The organism is Capilliphycus salinus ALCB114379, assembly GCF_047276495.1.
In the GTDB taxonomy this organism is placed as follows: domain Bacteria; phylum Cyanobacteriota; class Cyanobacteriia; order Cyanobacteriales; family Microcoleaceae; genus Capilliphycus; species Capilliphycus salinus.
Genome location: NZ_CP178543.1, coordinates 501,607 through 520,937, shown reverse-complemented (window position 1 = coordinate 520,937; position 19,331 = coordinate 501,607). Strand labels below are relative to the sequence as shown.

Below are 19,331 nucleotides of genomic sequence, written 5' to 3'. Positions count from 1 at the left end.
AATGGTTCAACTTCAAAGAGTCGCGATCGCTCAAACGCAAATTTCTAACCGACACATTGATCTGACGGCTGAACAACAGCATTACTTGGGTCGGGTGTTACGCTTGCAGGCGGGCGATCGCTTTATTGTAATTGATGGTTCTGGCCATTGGTGGCTGGCTCAATTATTGGTGATGCTTCCTGCACCTCCTCCCCAGGCGGAAATTTTAGAGGAGATTTCGGTACAAAATCAGGAGTTAGCGATCGAGGTCCGGTTGGGGGTGAGTCTCCCGAAAACGGGATTTGATGAGGTCGTCCGCTACTGTACAGAATTGGGAGTCTCCCAAATTGTTCCCCTGATTTCTCAGCGGACGGTTTTAAAACCCAGTTCGCAAAAAGTCGAACGCTGGCGGCGGATTATCCGAGAAGCCGCCGAACAGTCCGAACGTCAAATCATCCCGACTCTACTCGATCCGCTCCCGTTTGAGAAGGCTTTGGCCGATGGATTGGGTTTAAATTTGACCTCAACTTCTCAGCAGTATATTTGTGTGGCGCGGGGCGATCTTCCCCATTTATACGGCTGTATGAGTCAGTCTGGGGGCGATGCGATCGCGATCTTCACCGGGCCGGAGGGGGGATGGACGAGTGCCGAGGTGGAGATGGCAACAGCTTGCGGTTTCCAAGCGGTTAGTTTGGGCCGGCGGATTTTGCGAGCGGTAACGGCTCCGGTGGTGGCTTTATCTTGTGTGAGTACAATTGCGGAAATGAAAGCGCGATCGCCGGATTGTTGATGGGTTCAACCGGAAAATCTGCGAGAGTCACTGTAAGAGGAACTCCAATTTTTTCGGCTAAATTTTCAACAATTGGTATCAAATTTATCGAGATGCAATCCGAATCGATTTCTTCTTCAAATCAACTCTTTCAGGAAAAATAGAAGGAAACAGATTTCAACAACCCGCCCCAATAAGTATAAGATTTAACGAAGGGAACTAAAAGTTTAATCTTGGCATCGACTCGGAAGACTGTTTTCTCAGAAAAATTGGGTCTAAAACCCCGTGCTTTTAGCACGGCTTTCAGGTAGAATTGAAAACAAGCGGAGACCGAGATTAGTCGTGGCACGCGAACTCACACGCTGTATAAAGGCTAGTGTCACCAACTCCAAAGAGTTGCCCCCATACCTCACTGCCCTCTAATAAAGGATATGGCATAGGTGGGAGAATAAAGAAATCAAATAGGGTAGGGCATACCCGAATTTACGCTTGGGGAGTAGTTCCGTCAAGAGGCTTGCTTGAAAAAGTGTAGTCGAACTAGACATGAAACTGTAAGACCAGGATTAACGTCAGTTAGTGGAGGCAAGATTCAGCCCAAGAATCCTCGCTCCTTTAGGACGAGGAGTGTCAAAATATAAATAGTAAAAATTTCATTAGTCGTTTGGCAACCAGAAGCCCCGTAAATTAATGACTAACCCCAACAAAATTCTCGCCGTCGTTAGACCGAACAGACCCAAACCCGAAGACATCAAGCAGTCAGAGGCTAAAGCTGACGCGAAGACGGAATCGAACACGGACTCAAAAACAGAATCCAACTCAGAATCCAACCCCGAATCCAACCCCGAATCGAAATCCAAACCGTCAGCCCCGGAAAAACCCAGCCGTCGCCCCCGACCTGCTTTTTCTTCGGATAGACCGTCTCGACCGTCTCGGCCCCAAACCCAAACAGCTTGATCAAGTTCCTCAAGCCACAAATACAGCCGGTGAAACGTTTAACCCTGGCGATCAAATTTGGGTGAGATCTCCTTGGGGGAAATGGGCGGTTGCTGAAATTGAGAAGTTCTACCAAACCACTCCCGATCAGGTGGTGGCTCATTTCGCCCCCAAAGAAGAACGGGAAGGATGGCCCTGGATGGGCGGATGTATTCGTTCTGAACTGCTCAAAAAGGTTCCGACACCACAAGAATAAAGCGTTAGATGTCCGATCCGATTTACCGTTAACATAAAAGGGTCGGACATCAAAGGAATTTTAAATTAATGAAAGTTGGCTTAATGGGAACCGGACTGATGGGACAACCCATGACGCTGCGCCTGATAGAAGCCAATTTTGAGGTGATGGCTTACAACCGCACGGCGTCCAAGCTGGAACCTCTCAAGGCGTCGGGTGTACAGGTGGTAGATGCTCCCCAGTCTTTGATTGCGGTAAGTGAATGTATTATTCTAATGTTAGCCGATGCGTCCGCAATTGAAACGGTATTGTTATCGCCGGAATCGCAACAGGAATTATCCGGGAAAACAGTAATTCAAATGGGAACGATAGCCCCCGCAGAAAGCCGAAGTATTGCCAAAAGGGTAAAAGAAGCCGGAGGAGATTATTTAGAAGCGCCGGTACTCGGAAGTATTCCTCAAGTGAAAAGCGGGACTCTGCAAGTGATGGTAGGGGCGACAGAGGCGCAATTTCAAAAATGGTACGATTTGCTTAAAGTGTTTGGAGAACCGGTGTTAATTGGCTCTGTAGGGGCGGCTGCGGCGACAAAATTAGCGTTAAATCAACTGATTGCTGCTTTAACGAGCGCTTTTGGATTGAGTTTGAGTTTTGTTGAAAATCAGGGCGCCGATGTGGAGAAGTTTATGCAAATTCTCCGCGAAAGTGCTTTGTATGCTCCCACTTTTGATAAAAAGTTACAGCGAATGCAAGAGGGAGATTATGCCAACCCGAATTTTCCCACAAAGCATTTATTGAAAGATACGAATTTGTTTCTCAAAGAAGCTGATGAGTTGGGTTTAAATGGGAGTTCGTTAGAAGGGGTAAAATCTTTAATAGAAGTCGCTCTGAAATTGGGAAAAGCGGAGGATGATTATTCGGCTTTGTTTGAAGCAATTAAACCTCAGTAAGCTGTTATCTGTAGAAGCGGCTTGGTGTAGGGGCGGGTTCTGAATTAACCTTGAATTCCCATAAACAACTATTATAAACCCGCCCCCTAACCTTTGAATTCTCATAAACAACTATTATAAACCCGCCCCTACAGAATAATTATTAATTAGTCGGATATCATATAACTCTTTTAATTTTTAGAGACACGGTGAGATTAAAAACCCGGTTTCTCAATAGAAACTGGGTTTTTGAAATAGACCTGATCAAACCCAACCCGATAACGAAGTGAAGCACTATTAATTGAGATTATAAACAGCCACTAATTCTTGTTCTCGTTCAACGGAAACGGCGACAGGAGTAGCAGTGAGTTGTTGAGCTAGATTATTTAATTGAGCTTGAATTTCTTTAGAGGCGATATATTTTAACGTATCTTCTGTAATGATATTTAGGTTATCAGGATTCGCATTAAAAGTCGAATGTTCCCGTTCAAAAACAGGTTGAAAACGATAATGGTTCCGGGATAAAATCTGTTTGGAGATATAATCAATAACATCGGAAGAACCATCAGAAAGTGTTTCTGAAATGGGGATATCCTTTAAAGGATTAATCCATTCTAACGGCCCCCATTCTCGGGATTGTTTAGCACTAATTGATTTAGTTTTTTGTTTTCCACAGCCAAAGGAAGCCACCAACAAATCCGAAGTATTATTCTGGGTTTTAACCGCTTCGGCAACCGCACATAATGTAGGATTATTTGCGGCAACTCCTCCATCAACTAAAGGAATACATTTTTGATAATTATCGGGAGAAAGGGTTAATTTTAAATTTTGTTTCTTTTCCCAATAATTCAAAAATATTTTGTCCGTTAAAAGATGAGACGGAAACGCCACAGGAGCGGCAGCAGAAGCCCTACAAACTTCCCAAATTGGCAAAGTTTCACATTCATCTTGTCTGCTATTAAAAACAACGGCTTGACCGTTAAAAACGTCATAGCTAGTGACCAGCGTTTGAATTTCTAAATTTTTAAAAGTATTGTGCTGACCAAAGACTTCCTGAAGAACTTCTTCCAACCCTTTTCCATCGTACAGGGGTTGACTAATTCCCAGATGCCAACGGTTAATAAGTCCGGTAAAATAAGATAGAATAGTTGGCGGAAAAATTCGTTGGGGTTTTCCAGAATCGAGGGTATAAAGTCCAACAATTTCAGAGATGGGAAGACCAGAAGATAAAGCACAAGCAATCAAACTCCCCGTAGAGGTTCCGGCGATTAAATCAAAGCAGTATTTAAGTTGTTTTCCCGGACTGCGTTGTTGAATTTTAGCTTCTAATTCTTTTAAAATTAAAGCGGTGACTAAGCCGCGAATACCGCCACCATCAAGAGAAAGAATAGAATAGAGTTTAGACATCATTTCAATCCTGCTGCATTACAACTCTAAGTTAACTTCCGATGTGAGGTGTTGAATAGTCCCTTTTTTGAGTTACACTCAAATGAGAAGCTTCTTAAGTTGGCGTTGGAGATGAAAATGTGTTAAAAAAACCCGGTTTCTTTAACAATACACATCCCCTATTTGAGGAAGCCTTTGAAGAAACCGGGTTTTTTAGTTTCTACTCTACTTCATTCAAATGAGAAGCTTCTTAAGTTGGCGTTGGAGATGAAAATGTGTTAAGCGAACGAGATTATTGGGTCTGTTGGTCGCAAATTTCAGGAGTTGGGCCAATTTCTTTACAGCGGCTTTGCCAACATTTTGGTAATTTGAAAACAGCCTGGGAAGCTTCTACTCAAAACTTACAAAAAGTAGAGGGTTTTGGGCGACAGACCGTTGAAAAAGTGGCACAACAGCGGGCTAAATTTGACTGTGTTGAATTTCTCAAAAAACACGCTGAAAAAAATCCTGATTTTTGGACTCCTGCGGATGAAAATTATCCCCGTTTACTCTTAGAAATTCCCACGCCCCCGCCGGTTTTGTATTATCGGGGAACGGTTGAACCCGAAGAAAATCAAGGAATTAAACCCACTGTTGGGATTGTTGGAACCCGTGAACCTTCGGAATATGGGCGACGTTGGACGCGGAAAATTAGCACAATTCTAGCAAAAAGTGGCTTTACAATTATATCAGGAATGGCGGCCGGAATTGACACCGAAGCCCATTCGAGTTGTTTGGATGCGGGTGGACGAACGTTGGCAATTTTTGGGACGGGAGTTGATATTATTTATCCAAAAGATAACCGTAAATTGTCTGAAAGAGTGATTAAACAGGGTTTAGTAATGAGTGAATATCCAGCCGGAACTAAGCCAAATGCCCGACATTTTCCGAGTAGAAATCGGATTATTGCGGGGTTAAGTCGGGCGGTATTTGTGATGGAAGCGGGAGAGAAATCTGGGGCGTTAATTACGGCGAATGTGGCGAATGATTTTTGTCGAGATATTTATGTTTTACCGGGGCGTTTGGATGATGAAAAGTCGCAGGGTTGTCTAAAGTTAATTAATGGCGGTGCGGGTTTAATTCCGGTAAATTTAGAAGAATTATTAGAACAATTGGGCGCTATTCCTCAACTGGATGCACCCGAACAATTATCGTTATTTGAATCTCCTCCAACTCCATCTTCTGTTCCCAGTGCTGAAACCAATTTAGAACTTAATTTAGAATCCAATTTAGCCCAAGTCTTTCAGGTGATATCTTCTGAACCGACAGCGTTTGATGTGATTGTTCAAAAAGCAGAATTAGATACGGGTATTGTCTCAAGTTCGTTGTTACAGTTAGAACTTTTGGGGTTAGTTTCTCAGTTACCCGGAATGCGTTATCAAAGAAATTCGTAGGGTTATCAAACAGCAGAAGCTTGTCTTTTCTAATCCTGGGGTACATCAAACAGCAGAAGCTTGTCTTTTCTACAAAGAAGTAGAGTATAATAGTAGGGTACATCAAACAGCAGAAGCTTGTCTTTTGTACAAACAAGTTTAGGATTTGATGCACCCGAAAGAGTTAACAAAAAATCAAACAAAAATGACCAACCCTGCTTTTCCTCGATTTCATCTGGCGTTTCCGGTATTTGATTTGGAGAAAACTCGCAGTTTTTATAAAGATTTATTGGGGTGTACAGAAGGGCGAAGTTGTGAGATATGGGTAGATTTTGACTTTTTTGGACATCAAATTACCGCCCACTTACACTCAACCGAAGAAGATATGATTTCAACGAATCCTGTTGATGGTGAGAATGTTCCAATTCGTCATTTTGGAGCGATTTTAGAATGGGAGGAATGGCATAAACTCGCCGAACGTTTACAGAAAGCGGAAGTCGAATTTTTGATTAAACCTCAAATTCGGTTTCAAGGAAAAGTAGGCGAACAAGCAACGTTGTTTATAAAAGACCCGAGCGGTAACGTTTTAGAGTTTAAATCATTTCAAGACGAAAGTCAAATTTTTGCAGCGGAGACAAAATCTCAAACCCATTAACTTGATTTATTGCCATTCTTCTAATTCGTTAATCCAATTTTGTAAAGCTGTTACCATTTGTTCTCGTCGAGTTTCAAAGTTAGCAGCTATCCAAATTAACACTAAACCAACAATAAAACCAACAATCCACTTAAAGAAAGAATAAATAGAATTCAAAATCAAAAGTTGGTTAATCGCGTTAACCAAAAATGTTGCAGTACCCACATACAAAAATGCTCTAATTCTGAATCCCAAGCCAATAAAAATAGCAATTAAACTAATAAAACCGGCTACAAGACCGCTCCCTTCAGAGGTTAACAATGCGGCGAAACAAATCGTACCTATTCCTAAAATTCTTATCCAATGACGCGGGAGTTTTTGTTGAGGATGTTGTAAAAAGGGGTCAACCTGGGCAAAATATAATAGAGATAATCCCGGTAAAAATGAATCGGCTAACGCACTTAAATCATATTGAGTGGAAAGCAACCAGTGATAATAAGCAAAATTGATTAATCCAACGCTAAAATAAGTGAGTTGAATTTTGCGAGAAAATTGGGCTAATACCAAATACAAAATAAACGCCGTTAAAGTCGAAATATACCAAGATAATTCTAGATTAGACTCACCGATAACTGTTGTTAAAACCACCGTAAAAGCCGGGATGTAAATGGCTACTCGCCGCCAGGGTTGAATCTGCCAACCCCAACTTTCCCAGGGTAGAAAATAAAGGAAATAAGCAATAATCGAAACAATTGCACCCGCCCAAGGAATTAAAAATCCTTCTAAATTCAAAACTTCACTAATAAAATAAGCTATTGTTGCCGCTTCTAAACATCCGATATAAACCCAAAACTCCGCTTCTTTAGAGTTGGAATTATAACGGGCTTGAAAAACTGCATATCGGGTTAAAAAGAGACCAATTCCCAAACTTAACCAAGGGTTAGACTGGGAAGGCAGAGGTTGAGAAATAATCAAAAAGCAGCTACTGACCGCCCAATGAAGATGGGCGATTGATTTAATCTCATTCTCAGTTAAATGGAGATAACGGATTAACTGAGTTGATAATAAACGATACACATAAACGATTGTTGTTCCCAACCCCGCAAAGGCGATTAATTGGTCGGCAATTGGGACAGAATCTAAGTTGTAAAATAAGAGTTGATAGCTGGACAAAGAAACGCCAAAAACACCAATATAAGTCAGAGGTTTTAACTGGGGACGGCGCCGCCCAATTCCCAGAAAAATCAATGCTAAGATTAACCAACTGATTCCCGTCCAGTTATCAAAACTACTTGCTGATGAGCGTAAAACCGCACCAAAAATTCCATAAAATAGGGGTAAAATTTGCCAGGGATTTGATAAATGATGAATTCTATTTCGCCGTTGCCAATACTCTCCTAAAATTTGGGTCATTAATCCTAAAATAAGATTGGCAATAGACAAGTTAAACAGACTATTTTCTGTAAAACTCAAAGTATGAGCCATTAAAAGTTCAACTTCCCAACCCAATACATAAATCAATGAAGACTGAGAATCTTGTGAGTTTTCGGTTTGGGGATTATTTAAAAGACGAATAATCACAGCAGTAATTGAGAGTATTGTCGCCAATACTGCTAAAGTGTTCGGAGTCAAAAGTTGCCAATAAATCCCGACTGCATACCCGGTAAGGCCGAAGATTTGAACGCCCCATAAAATCGGTGTCCAGCTTTCAATAGCAGTCACATACAGACGGGATAGGGAGGTCGATAAACGGTAGAATATCGCTTGAAAAATCCATAAACTGTTTAAAGCAATAGCAAGAACAACTAAACCGCCTGCAAAGGTTAAATTGGGAACGGTTTCCCAGACTAAAAACCCATAAAACGTTAATCCAAAACCAACGGTTATTATGGCTGCAAGTGTATTCTGTAAATAATATGTATTCGCTACCATTAATCCGGTTGCAACTCCCCAACTGATTAACCGAATTCCGGGGATTCTAAATACTAACAATTGCACCATTATTGCTGCAAGAATACTTAATTTTGCGGCTAACTGTCGGCGGGGAGGAATTAAACGCGAAATGGTTGTTAATGCAGCGGGAGTAATTAACCAAATAATTCCCCATTGACTTAACCCTTTACAAGTCAAATTTTGACAGAAATAATCTAAATTATAGGTTGAATGACTGTAGAAAAATTGATAACTTAAACCTGCTAATCCTAATCCGAGATACCAAGCGCTGTTCAGAATATAATTGGGGAAAGTTAAACGCTGTTGTCGGCTAAAAATGATGTAAAATATCCATTCTGTTAGCATGAATAGGATTGATAAAATCCCCCAGGTTTCTAAAGGGAGTTGAGGGAAAAATAACTCAATAAAACTCCCCAAAGTTAGTAAACCTGTAAGATGGGTGAGATAAACGAGAAAAACTCTTAGGGGTTGACGGCTTGTATAAACGATTAAAATAACGGTAGAAATTAATAAATTTAGCGTTCGCACGACCGGATCAAAAAGGGAAATAAATGTTAAAATTGCCCCATAGTTTAAGGTGAGTCGTTCTCCAACTTTAGAAAGTTTAGGATGTTCAGACTGATAAATCCAATCTGCTAGCGCAAGCATAAACACTAGATAAATTAATCCCACCAAACCCAATAATACCCAAGGTTGAACTGGAGATTGAGTTATTTTTAGAGATATTTCTAGAATTTTTTGTTGAGTTTCTAGCGGAATTAAACGCCAAATTAACCAGTGGGTTTGTAGTCCGGTCATAAAAATTAAAGCTAAATCTTGCTTGCGCCAAAACTGCTTTAAATTTATCCCAAAAATCCCTAACGCAATCCCACTAACGGCTAAGGCTTGTTGAGGTTGATTTTCGAGAGAAACCAGCCAACCTGCAAGTAAAATAAGATAACCGCATCGTTGGAACCAAACTGATGAATAGAGATAGAATAATCCTCCCGTTAACCCGAAGGCTAACCCCAATTGAGAAAGATCAAGATTAAGGACAAAAATCACTCGCCACCAAAGAAAAACAAGGGGAACGAGACAAAAGAATAAAGGTAAGTTTTCTCGGCTATTTAAACGAATCTGTTCGCTATCTTGGCGACGATAAAAAGTGACAATTCCGGTGGCAATAATACCCAAATAAAGAGCAATTAAAGGAACGTGAGGAATTTTCCAGCCGAGTTGTAAATAACTCAGTCCCAATTGATTAAGAATAACCGAGCGTTGTAGAAATATCCTTTGGGGTTCTCTGGTAGATAAACTCGGGTTGATTAAAATTGTAATTAGAGTTAAAATTAAAATACAAAATGCACTAATAACCGGAGTAGAATACAATAAACCTAATCCATCAATTGCCCAAAAATTTAGAGGAATTAACAGCAATGTTACCCATTTTAAAGTTTCTGAGGTCAGAGGTAAACGACTGTTCAATCCGGGCCAAATTGTCGCCACACCAAACCCTAAAGTATAGGCGAACAATACTCCATATTGTCCGAGAGTGGGTAATTCTTGCCATCGACTCGCAACCAAGACCCCCGAAGAAACCAATACCATAAACAATCCCAAAAACAGCAGCCATCGCACGCTAAATTCTGCTTTGAGAGATTGGAATAAATGGTTTGGTAAACCCGAGAGATTTCTATTTCGTTGAGGTTGACGGATGGGAACAGAGGCGTCTAAATTAGAACTTTCTTCAGAGGTTGCAGATGGGGATATTTCATCTAAAACTGTCGGTTGAGGGGGAAGCGGTTCACTCAGGTATTCTTGACAGATTTGACGCACTTGTTCATCGGACAATACACCTACATTTAACCAGGCATCTAAACCCTCTAATAATCGGGGATTATCAGCACGAATCCGAAGTTTAAATTCAATAAACTTTACAATAGGGGAAGACATAAGTTGAGAAACGTTGCAAAAGTTAACCCAAATTAATACCGATCTACTGGATTGATTGCTCTTGAGTTGAGAATTGTCTCAAGCCCAGATCTTCAAGTGAGGCTAACATAACATATCTACTTTTAAAATGGCAATATAAAGTATAAAATTGCTAAGAATAAAGGCTTTTTCTGATCGATTCACCTCATTTTTAAGGGAACTCAGGAACAAAAACTAACATCGACGGTCATGGATTGAATGCAACGAGGAGAAGAATTGAACAATGGTAAATATTTTAACTCAAGTCGATTTTTTAGGTTCGATTGATACAAGTCGTTTCGTGGTACTGGGAAGTCAGGAAGATGATAATATTATCCCTCCCCTTCAACTCTACGATGAACGAGGAAATATTGTAGAATCAAATGCAGATGCGAGTCAATTAGAAATTTTACTTCGGGATGGAAATGATATTTTTGATGGTTCTACTCTCACCGATAACCGTCAAAATTTAATCATTGTTGGGAACAAAGGTGACGATTTTATTACGGGAAGTTCCGACGAAGATACTCTTTTTGGAGGACAAGAAAATGATGATATTTTAGGGGGAGAGGGAAACGATTTCATTTTTGGAAATTTGGGGGATGATTTTGTTCTCGATGGCGGACTGGGAGATGATTCGATTTTTGGGGGTCAAGATAATGATTATGTACGCGGAGGAGAGGGAGATGATCGCGTTTTTGGCGATCGCGGAAATGATGTTATTCACGGGGATGGAGGGGTTGATGTGTTAACAGGAGGGGAAGGAGAAGATCAATTTGTGATTGATTTAATGTTAGAAACTCCGACGAATAATCCCAACTTAGTTGATACCATTCAAGACTTTACTTCCGGCGAGGATGAAATCGTAATTTTTGGGATAAACTCGGATTTTCTAGAAGTGAGTAACTTAACTTCTGTCGGGAATTCTTCAGGATTTGTTCTCTATGATATTCGTGACGGCGACATCGGTTCAGGCGGTGAAGTGGCGATTGCTTTTCTTGAACAAAACCCAGGTTTAACAACAGCTTTAACTGTAGGAACCGATATTTTTGTTATATAATTTACTCCTTCATTCTTGAAAAATTAAGAGGCACGTTCTAGCAGAATCTCTAGACGTGCGCCTCAAAGTCAAGCTATCAATCTTTATCAGCTTTGCAATCTCTCTAATCGGACATTTGGGTGCAAAAATACCCAACCTAAATCATCTACTGCGCGTAGTTTTTCAATAGAGAGATTTAATAAACGCTTCAGATTTAGTAATTGTCCGAATAGCGATCGCGTCCTCCGCGTCCTCCCCCACCAAATGAACTTTTATTTTCACGAGGTCGTGCCTTATTGACCTTGAGATCGCGTCCCATCCATTCTGCACCATCAAGCGCTTCAATTGCGGCATCTTCTTGAGATTCTTCTTTCATTTCTACAAATGCAAACCCCCGAGGACGACCCGTTTCTCGGTCTGTTGGGATACTGATCCGTCGGACGGAACCGTATTCGGCAAAAACGGATCGGAGTTCATCTTCTGTAACCTCATAGGAGAGATTACCGACATAAATGGACATAGGTTAATTCCCAAATCAAACAAATACAAAAGACAGATATTTCGGAAGGCTAGCTTTGCGGGATGGAACAGAACAAAATTATTTGTACTGAAAGCAAAAACAGCGACCGATATCTATTCTTTAGAGATATTGTAACACGCCTAGTTTAAGGTAGAGGTAACAGAGCGATTAGCAGTCAGGATATCGCCCAATCCACTTGTCTATATGTATTATCGCGAGGTCTAACTGTTTGCCTCCAGTCTATACCCTTCTCCCTCAGTGATGAACTTAAGCAGGTATCCACTCTTAACGGCTAGAATTCGAGTCCTCGGTTGCCGGAAGTTCAACTCGCCAAAGCCATCCTTTCTTATACACTTTTTCGAGATTAGCTTGATAAATTCGTTCAATTCCTTCTATTAAAACCTCGGAAGGACGGTAGAGAAAAATATCACTAAAATCCTGTTCGGGAATAAAAGGAATATTAGATTGAACCACCAATTGTAGGTAAACATTTGGCTTCAGTCGATGGCTGAATGGCAGGATTCTACCGGGTTCTGCATCGCTAATTACCAAAGGACTATCCGAGAGGTTAACAATCTCAGCAACCTGAGGAATATAGCGGCTTCGGGTATAACTTTTATGCCACCAAACCGGATGAATAGAACTCGCCAAACAAGAGAAAATTCCACTAATTCCAATGGCAATTAAGATGTATTTCCAACGTTTTATTTGTTTGATTTTGAGCGAATCATCGCTAATTTTTTGGGTTAAAAGATAAGCCAAACAAATTTGTAAACCCAAATAAGAAGGAATTCCATAGCGAGCAATGGTTGAACGCTGTCCGCCGAATAACAGATCCGGTAAAATCAGAGCGGTTCCCATCACTCCCATTAACGCAATCACAAAAAACCAAGTTTTTATTGAAGTTTTTTTAACTAAAAAATAAACCGAATATCCGGCTAGAAAAATGATCGGATATAAAACCGGATTTAGCAAACTATACCCTTGATTAAAATCAAAAATAAGCCGGGTTAAATTCAAACCCCAAAACAACATTGTTCCTGGTCGAGTTATCCGGTGGGAACTGGTATTATCAATTAAATCGGGAAAATTTGTAAAAATAATAATTAACCAGGGAAGAAACAAAATAACGCTCAATAAAACCGCAGCTAAAGCCGGAAAAATATATTCAAACTTTCGCCACTGTTTTAAGCCAAATACATAAATTCCATGACTCAGATAAACAAAAGTGAAAAAGAGATGAGAATACAAACCAAAGGTTAAACTAAAGGCATAAATTACCCAGGCGAAACGTTTGGATTTTCTCGGTTTTTCAGTTTGGGTAACTCGTAACGCTCTTAACAGTGCGGCGCTTGAAAATAAAATCGTAAACGTCCATAAACTATAGGCGCGAGCTTCTTGAGCGTACAAAACATGAAAGGGAGAAATCGCCAAAATTCCCATCGCCACCCAACCCACCGTTACCGACTGAAAAAGCTCCAAACACAGCCAATATATCGCCGGAAAACAGAGCAAACTAATCAGCGCCGATAAGCTTCTAATGGTTGCGACGGAATGGCTAAACGTTTGCATCCAAAACCGAGCTAATAAAAAATACAAAGGAGAATGTTCGGGATGTTTTTTAAAGCTGGTAAACGCATCCTGTAAACTTTTTTCTGCGGTGGGATATTGATAAATTTCAACTAAATCTTTGGCGCGAATAAGTTGACCGGTATAGGCTTGGGGAATCACATCATCCAGCAGATAACCCGAACTTCTTAATGAGGTGTGAATTTCATCGTACCAATAGACTTTATAACCCAAATTAACAAACCGAAAGGCAATTCCTACGATGAGAAGAAGCGCCGCAAATTGTTGTAACCATCGGGTCGTTGATTTTGATTTTTCCATTCTTTGAGAGCGATCGGCTTGCCCACTGATTTTACATTGAATTTGAGTAATTATTACAATCTTCGATTAATTAACGCAAAAGTTCTTAAAAGTATTAAGAGAAAAGATGTTCTAAGCTATTTTCCATTCCGTTTCTGGAACGTTGGCGTTCACCATGATATTGCGTAGAGTGCCAACAGGAAGATCTCGTCCTTTGTGATAGGGTACGATTACCTGAAGTTGACTTTCCCAATTTCGCCACTTTCGATGACTCCCTTTTTGAGAGACCAACTCGAATCCATATCGCGACAAGATGCGTTCTACCTGGTCTGCATTCATAGGTCGGATGCGAGTCATCCTACTGATACCTCGCGTAAAATTGCACCTGATTTTAATTCAATCGGATCGGGTTCAAGATAAAGTGCGATCGCTTCGCGAATATTTTCTAAGGCTTCTTCTTCGGTTTCTCCTGCGGACACACAACCGGGCAATTCTGGACACCAAACAGCCCAATCTCCGGTTTCCGAATCAGTTTCAAGCACAACACGCCATTTCATATTTCTATCTCCTTGGTTGGCATTTCGTTGAAAATTAGCGATACCTATTTACAGCTTTAACCATCCAAACATCTCCCCAACGGTTAACTTAAATTCTCCCATAAATTTAGGAACAATTAATTCATCGGTTGCGGCTTGAAAGAGTTGGGGTTGTTGTTGGTGAGGAAACACTAAAACTGATTCTTCTTCCGGGTAAATTAACCATCCCAAACTGCTACCGTGATTCAAACAGTGGAGAATATTTCCGGTAACTAAACCCGGGCTTTGATTGGGAGACAAAATTTCAATTGTCCAATCGGGATAAGTCTCAAAAACATTAACAATATTACCGTTTTCATCTCTGGGAATTCTATCCCAGGAGAACACTGTTACATCGGGAACAATTGAACGTCCGCCAAACGTACACCGGAGTTCGGGAAAAGCACGGGCAATGCGCTGACGACTAACCAAGCTATTAATAGTAAGAATTAATTCTGCTTGGATGGTGCTATGTTTACCTTGGGGCATGGGCTTTTGAATAATTTTACCGTCAATATATTCTCCGCCGGGTTTCGTTTCTGGTAATGCCAAAAATTCTTCTAGCGTGAGTTGACGTTCAGAAATCTCGATGATAGGTCATCCCCTCCTTTTTCGGTTGCAAGTTTTGTTTAATTGTAGCAAAATTTTTGCGGAAAAATAGATTCATCAATGGTTTGGGCGACATCACCTCCTTTGGCTGATTTTGACAATTTAATGAGTCTTTAATGAGTTAATATTCTAGCCGCAAACGTAATAACATATAGCCTGTTTCTGGATGGAGATGTTCGTCAACGGGAATAAAACCATATTGTTGATAAAAAGCCCGCCCCGCTTGATTTTCTTTAAAAACTTCCACAAAAAGTTGACTTCGCAATGTTTTCGCCCAATCAATTAAAGCCCGCCCAATTCCCTGGCGTTGAAATTGAGGGTCTACAAAAATCGCCCCTACCTGATTATCTAATAGCGAAATAAACCCCAACACCAGCTTATCCCGTTCAAAAACCCAGGTTTCTGCTGCGGGTAAATAAACCTTTGGTATGTTTTGACGTTCGGTTTCCAGAAAAGCTTCATCCAAAAAAGAATGGGCTATTTTCGAGGCGGAATACCAAACCTCTAACAACCGGTTGAGATCCTGTTCTTGGTAAGGGCGAATCATGGGTTTAAATCAATTCAATTAGTCGCTGCTGGTTTGGGCTAAACTTTCCCTTTCCTTGAGTTTGGAGGCGACAAAATGCCAAACCAAACCCACCCCAATTAATCCTAACCCAATTAACCAAACTTGCCACTCGATCCAAAAGGCTAAAAACAAACCGGAAAATAGGGCAAATAAACTCATCCAAACGGGATATAATCGCTGTTCATCACTCAAACGCAACGCCGCCAAACCGACAATTCCGCAGCGCCACAACGAACCAAACGCACTTAACGACCAAGTGGTTTTTACATCCCCGGTTAAAACCAAAAGTCCGACAGCAATACTAATAAAAATCACCGCCCAATAGGGTGTAGTTCCGGCAGAATTTAACTGTGCAATTAATCTCGGCATATCGCCCCGTCTTCCCATCGCCAATAATAACCGAGATAAACCTAAAATAATACTCAATAACACGCTTAAAGTTGCGGTAATCGCCCCAATTGCCAACAGCGTTTTTGCACCGGGAATTCCTAAACTGGCGGCGACAATTTCTAACGGTGCGGCTTCTTCGGAGGCTATTCCCAATGCTTCGGCGCCAATGGTTCCCAAACTCACAATTGCTACACCCATGTAAATTATCGTGGTAATTCCCAACGTTATTAGAACGGCTTTCGGGATATTTTTCCGGGGTTCTGTAATTTCTTCCCCCAACATTGTAATTCGGGCGGGACCGTTATAAGCAACAAATAATAAAGCCACAGATTCGAGGAAGTTTTTCAGGCCTATTTTAAAGTCAATCTCGGCTAATTCTACGGGTAAAAATCCCTTTTGAGATAAGACAACTCCCCCGGCAATAATTAAAAAGAATAGGGCAAATAGCGTAATCGAAAGAATCACCGTCGTCGCCGCTTTTGAGCGTCGCATTCCGCCCAAAACCACCGCAGTTAAACCCAAAACCGCAAGTTCGGCAATGGGAACTAAAAACGACTGGGAAACGCCAAGAGACTTAATTAAATAACTGGAAAAACCGAGTGCAGCAGTGGCAGCAACAGCCGTTTTTCCGAGTAGATACATCCACCCTCCGGTAAAACCAAACCAAGAGTTAAGATACTTGTAACCGTATTCATAAATACCGCCACTAACGGGATGACTGGCGGCGAGTTGGGCGAGATTCAAACTATTGGCAATTTGCAAAATTCCCGCGACAACCAACGCCCCAATGACCCCGTAACCGGATAAGCCTGCTGCCAAACCCAAACTAACAAAAATTCCGACACCAATGACCGATCCTAACCCCATAATGGTGGCACCAAACCAACCCAATTCGCGTTTAAGTTGTTGGGGAGAATGCTGGGATGCAGACATACTTTTTTCTTTCCTTGATTCGGCTACGTTCAAAAAATAGGGGCATGAATTCAGCACACCCCTTTCGGTTAATTTACAAAAGCAGAAATTAGTTTTGTTGGAAAGTCGATAAACTGGAGTTGGAGTCAACAGCAGCGACTTTTTTGGTTTGAACAATGTTCGCTTGCAACATCGGAGTCCGACTCACCGAACTGTTGGCTAAGTTAAACAAAGGACTCGATAAAATTCCCGCCAAGGAAGTCGCCACCAAAGAAGCCACCAATCCGACTTGTAACAGCCGCATTCCGGGCAAATTCCAGCGAATTTGAGGATAGTTTTTCACCGCATCGGACATTTCTTGCGGTTCTTTAACAACCATCATTTTAACAACGCGAATGTAGTAGTAAATCGAGACTACAGTGGTGACTAATCCTAACAAAACTAAGCCATATAATCCCGCTTGCCAACCGGCCCAAAACAGGTAAATTTTCCCAAAAAATCCGGCCAGAGGGGGAATTCCGCCCAGGGAAAGTAAGCAAATACTTAACCCCAAAGTCAGCAGGGGATCTTTTTGATACAACCCACTGTATTCGCTAATTTGATCGGTTCCGGTTCGCAGGGAGAACAGAATCACGCAGGTAAAACCGCCCAGGTTCATAAACAAATACACCAACAGATAAAAGATCATGCTGGAGTAACCCGCATCGGTTCCGGCGATCAACCCGATCATCACAAACCCCGCTTGGGCGATGGAGGAGTAGGCCAACATCCGCTTCATGCTGGTTTGGGCGAGGGCTACCACATTTCCCAAGACCAAGCTGAGAATCGCCAAAGCGGTGAACACGAACCGCCATTCATCGCTAACGATGGGGAAAGCATTGACTAACAGCCGAATGGCCAGGGCGAACCCTGCGGCTTTGGAACCCACAGACAAAAACGCCACAACCGGAGTCGGCGAACCTTCGTAAACGTCGGGCGTCCACTGGTGGAAGGGAACCGCAGAAATTTTAAACGAAATCCCCGCAATGACGAACACCAGGGCGATGACGACGCCGAGAGAGGCGCTCGCCCCGGAGGTCGCCAAAGAATCGGCGATCGCATTAAGCTCGGTTTCGCCGCCCGAGAGTCCGTACAGCAGCGATAACCCGTAGAGGAAGACCGCCGAACTCGAAGCCCCAATTAACAGGTATTTCAACGCCGCTTCGTTGGACCGGGGATCGCGTTTGGTGTAGCCGGTCAGCAGGTACGATGAGATACTGAGGGTTTCTAGGGAAACGAAAATCATCACCAATTCCGTCGCCCCCGACAGGAACATTCCCCCCAAGCTGGCGGTTAACAAAATGCCGATAAATTCCGCCAAGGAGGTTCCGGTTTGTTCGACGTAGCGAACCGACATCAAAATGGTGACAATGGCGGACAGGGCGATAATGCCCCTAAACACCACGCTGAGGGCGTCGCCGTTAAAACTGCCCAAAAATCCAATGGTATCGGTACTATTCCACTGATAGTACAGGGCGACGATCGCCGCGAAAAGGCCCGCGATCGCAATGTAGGGCGTCAGGCGAGAAGAAGCCGTCCGTCCGACGATCAGATCGGTAATTAAAACCGTTAAGAGGGTGATAATGACTATTCCCTCGGGTAGAATTGTTCCAGCGTTTAACTGGGCTGCAACACTCGAAAAATCCATAAGCTCACATATTGGATAGTACCTCACAACTGGTTTTTCAACGCCAGCGATGAGTGAAACACATTCGACACTATAAACGTTCTGTCTGTCTCGATTCAAGACGACAAGCCTATCAGAACTTAGGATATCACTTGCATTCTCAACAAAACAGACAACATCGATGAAGCGGACACCTTAACTTGTATAGTGGTAGGATGAGTAGAAAAAACGATCGCACGGGTTAACTGTTCTAATGATACAGCTATTTAACAAAATCTTAAATTGGAAAAAACGCTTTGTTGCGTTGATTTTACCGACGGTTCTCGCCGTTTTCATCGCTCAACTGTGGGCAACGCCTGCCCAGGCGACCGGGGTTTATCAAATGCCGAATTTAACCTCGGGCGATCCGACTCGGATCGTTGATGATGGGGATGTTCTGAGTTTTAGCACCGAACGTCAAATTAATCAAGAATTGTCCCAACTGACCGAGAAAACCGGTTATGAGGTGCGTTTGGTCACGTTGCGGCGCTTTGACTACGGGGAAACGGCCGATAGTTTTACCGAGGCGTTGTTTAACAAGTGGTTTCCGACTCCCGAGGCGGGTGAAAATCAAACGCTGTTAGTTCTCGATGTCCTGACCAATAATAGCGCCATTCGCAGCGGAGAGGGGGCTAAGTCGCTGCTGACCGATGAGATTGCCGAAAGTGTAGCCACCGAAACGTTACAAGTTCCCCTGCGGGATGGTAATAAGTATAATGAAGCCTTCAAAGGGGTTAGCGATCGCTTGGTGGCGGTGTTATCGGGAAATCCTGATCCTGGCCCCCCGAGCGTGAACGAGCAGGTTCAAATTGAAGGTACGTTTAAATCCGCCGAAGAAACCGACGATCAAACCGCTACAATTATTGTTGTAATTGTGTTGGTCGTGGCAACTGTTGCGCCGATGGCAACTTATTTCTATTTCCAACGCTCTTAATGTTTTGAGCGGGAAGTTTTGAGGATGTAGGGG

18 protein-coding genes are annotated in these 19,331 nt (G+C 42.2%); 7 read left to right on the top strand and 11 right to left on the bottom strand.

Annotated features, from left to right (window positions below):
• Position 1 precedes the first annotated feature (1 nt).
• Entirely contained in the window at positions 2-769 is a 768-nt protein-coding gene (locus ACL6C3_RS02215) for a 16S rRNA (uracil(1498)-N(3))-methyltransferase (RefSeq protein ID WP_413164962.1), read from the top strand.
• 632 nt (positions 770-1,401) lie between these two features.
• Here ACL6C3_RS02215 and ACL6C3_RS02210 read toward each other — a convergent pair.
• Positions 1,402-1,722 (bottom strand): hypothetical protein, encoded by a 321-nt coding sequence (locus ACL6C3_RS02210; RefSeq protein ID WP_413164960.1) that lies wholly within the window; start codon positions 1,720-1,722, stop codon positions 1,402-1,404.
• Between the two features lie 41 nt (positions 1,723-1,763).
• Here ACL6C3_RS02210 and ACL6C3_RS02205 point away from each other — a divergent pair, with 41 nt between their 5' ends.
• Both ACL6C3_RS02205 and ACL6C3_RS02200 read left to right on the top strand, forming a co-directional pair.
• Positions 1,764-1,937, top strand: a complete 174-nt coding sequence (locus tag ACL6C3_RS02205; RefSeq protein ID WP_413164958.1) for a hypothetical protein — start codon at positions 1,764-1,766, stop codon at positions 1,935-1,937.
• A gap of 68 nt (positions 1,938-2,005) precedes the next feature.
• Entirely contained in the window at positions 2,006-2,863 is an 858-nt protein-coding gene (locus ACL6C3_RS02200; protein ID WP_413164956.1) for an NAD(P)-dependent oxidoreductase, read from the top strand.
• Between the two features lie 276 nt (positions 2,864-3,139).
• Here ACL6C3_RS02200 and ACL6C3_RS02195 read toward each other — a convergent pair whose 3' ends face one another.
• On the bottom strand, positions 3,140-4,252 hold the full coding sequence (locus ACL6C3_RS02195) for a patatin-like phospholipase family protein (protein ID WP_413164954.1): 1,113 nt from the start codon (positions 4,250-4,252) through the stop codon (positions 3,140-3,142).
• A 251-nt stretch (positions 4,253-4,503) separates the two neighbouring features.
• On the opposite strand from ACL6C3_RS02195, the gene dprA reads away from it, so the two are divergent.
• Together dprA and ACL6C3_RS02185 are read left to right on the top strand one after the other, a co-directional pair.
• On the top strand, positions 4,504-5,661 hold the full coding sequence (gene dprA / locus ACL6C3_RS02190) for a DNA-processing protein DprA (protein ID WP_413164951.1): 1,158 nt from the start codon (positions 4,504-4,506) through the stop codon (positions 5,659-5,661).
• 184 nt (positions 5,662-5,845) lie between these two features.
• Entirely contained in the window at positions 5,846-6,295 is a 450-nt protein-coding gene (locus ACL6C3_RS02185) for a VOC family protein (protein ID WP_413164948.1), read from the top strand.
• Between the two features lie 6 nt (positions 6,296-6,301).
• On the opposite strand, the gene ACL6C3_RS02180 is transcribed toward ACL6C3_RS02185, so the two are convergent.
• Positions 6,302-10,159, bottom strand: a complete 3,858-nt coding sequence (locus ACL6C3_RS02180; RefSeq protein WP_413164946.1) for a hypothetical protein — start codon at positions 10,157-10,159, stop codon at positions 6,302-6,304.
• Between the two features lie 262 nt (positions 10,160-10,421).
• Here ACL6C3_RS02180 and ACL6C3_RS02175 point away from each other — a divergent pair, with 262 nt between their 5' ends.
• The gene (locus tag ACL6C3_RS02175; RefSeq protein ID WP_413164944.1) at positions 10,422-11,237 is read left to right on the top strand and encodes a calcium-binding protein; all 816 of its coding nucleotides are present in this window, start codon (positions 10,422-10,424) and stop codon (positions 11,235-11,237) included.
• A gap of 193 nt (positions 11,238-11,430) precedes the next feature.
• Here the strand turns inward: ACL6C3_RS02175 and ACL6C3_RS02170 are convergent, their stop codons facing one another.
• From ACL6C3_RS02170 to ACL6C3_RS02135, 8 genes are all read right to left on the bottom strand, one after another.
• On the bottom strand, positions 11,431-11,736 hold the full coding sequence (locus ACL6C3_RS02170; RefSeq protein WP_413164942.1) for an RNA recognition motif domain-containing protein: 306 nt from the start codon (positions 11,734-11,736) through the stop codon (positions 11,431-11,433).
• 285 nt (positions 11,737-12,021) lie between these two features.
• Positions 12,022-13,626 (bottom strand): glycosyltransferase family 39 protein, encoded by a 1,605-nt coding sequence (locus ACL6C3_RS02165; RefSeq protein WP_413164940.1) that lies wholly within the window; start codon positions 13,624-13,626, stop codon positions 12,022-12,024.
• 111 nt (positions 13,627-13,737) lie between these two features.
• Positions 13,738-13,944: a type II toxin-antitoxin system HicA family toxin gene (locus tag ACL6C3_RS02160; protein ID WP_413164938.1), complete on the bottom strand. Its 207-nt coding sequence runs from the start codon at positions 13,942-13,944 to the stop codon at positions 13,738-13,740.
• Positions 13,945-13,958: 14 nt separating this feature from the next.
• A complete protein-coding gene (locus tag ACL6C3_RS02155; RefSeq protein ID WP_413164937.1) occupies positions 13,959-14,162 on the bottom strand; it encodes a type II toxin-antitoxin system HicB family antitoxin in 204 nt (67 codons plus the stop codon).
• A 48-nt stretch (positions 14,163-14,210) separates the two neighbouring features.
• A complete protein-coding gene (locus ACL6C3_RS02150; RefSeq protein ID WP_413168239.1) occupies positions 14,211-14,774 on the bottom strand; it encodes a Uma2 family endonuclease in 564 nt (187 codons plus the stop codon).
• Positions 14,775-14,910: 136 nt separating this feature from the next.
• Positions 14,911-15,336, bottom strand: a complete 426-nt coding sequence (locus ACL6C3_RS02145) for a GNAT family N-acetyltransferase (protein ID WP_413164935.1) — start codon at positions 15,334-15,336, stop codon at positions 14,911-14,913.
• An 18-nt stretch (positions 15,337-15,354) separates the two neighbouring features.
• The gene (locus tag ACL6C3_RS02140; protein WP_413164934.1) at positions 15,355-16,680 is read right to left on the bottom strand and encodes an APC family permease; all 1,326 of its coding nucleotides are present in this window, start codon (positions 16,678-16,680) and stop codon (positions 15,355-15,357) included.
• Positions 16,681-16,768: 88 nt separating this feature from the next.
• Entirely contained in the window at positions 16,769-18,346 is a 1,578-nt protein-coding gene (locus ACL6C3_RS02135) for an NAD(P)H-quinone oxidoreductase subunit N (RefSeq protein WP_413164933.1), read from the bottom strand.
• Between the two features lie 232 nt (positions 18,347-18,578).
• On the opposite strand from ACL6C3_RS02135, the gene psb32 reads away from it, so the two are divergent.
• The gene (psb32, locus tag ACL6C3_RS02130; protein WP_413164932.1) at positions 18,579-19,298 is read left to right on the top strand and encodes a photosystem II repair protein Psb32; all 720 of its coding nucleotides are present in this window, start codon (positions 18,579-18,581) and stop codon (positions 19,296-19,298) included.
• Positions 19,299-19,331: the final 33 nt, after the last annotated feature.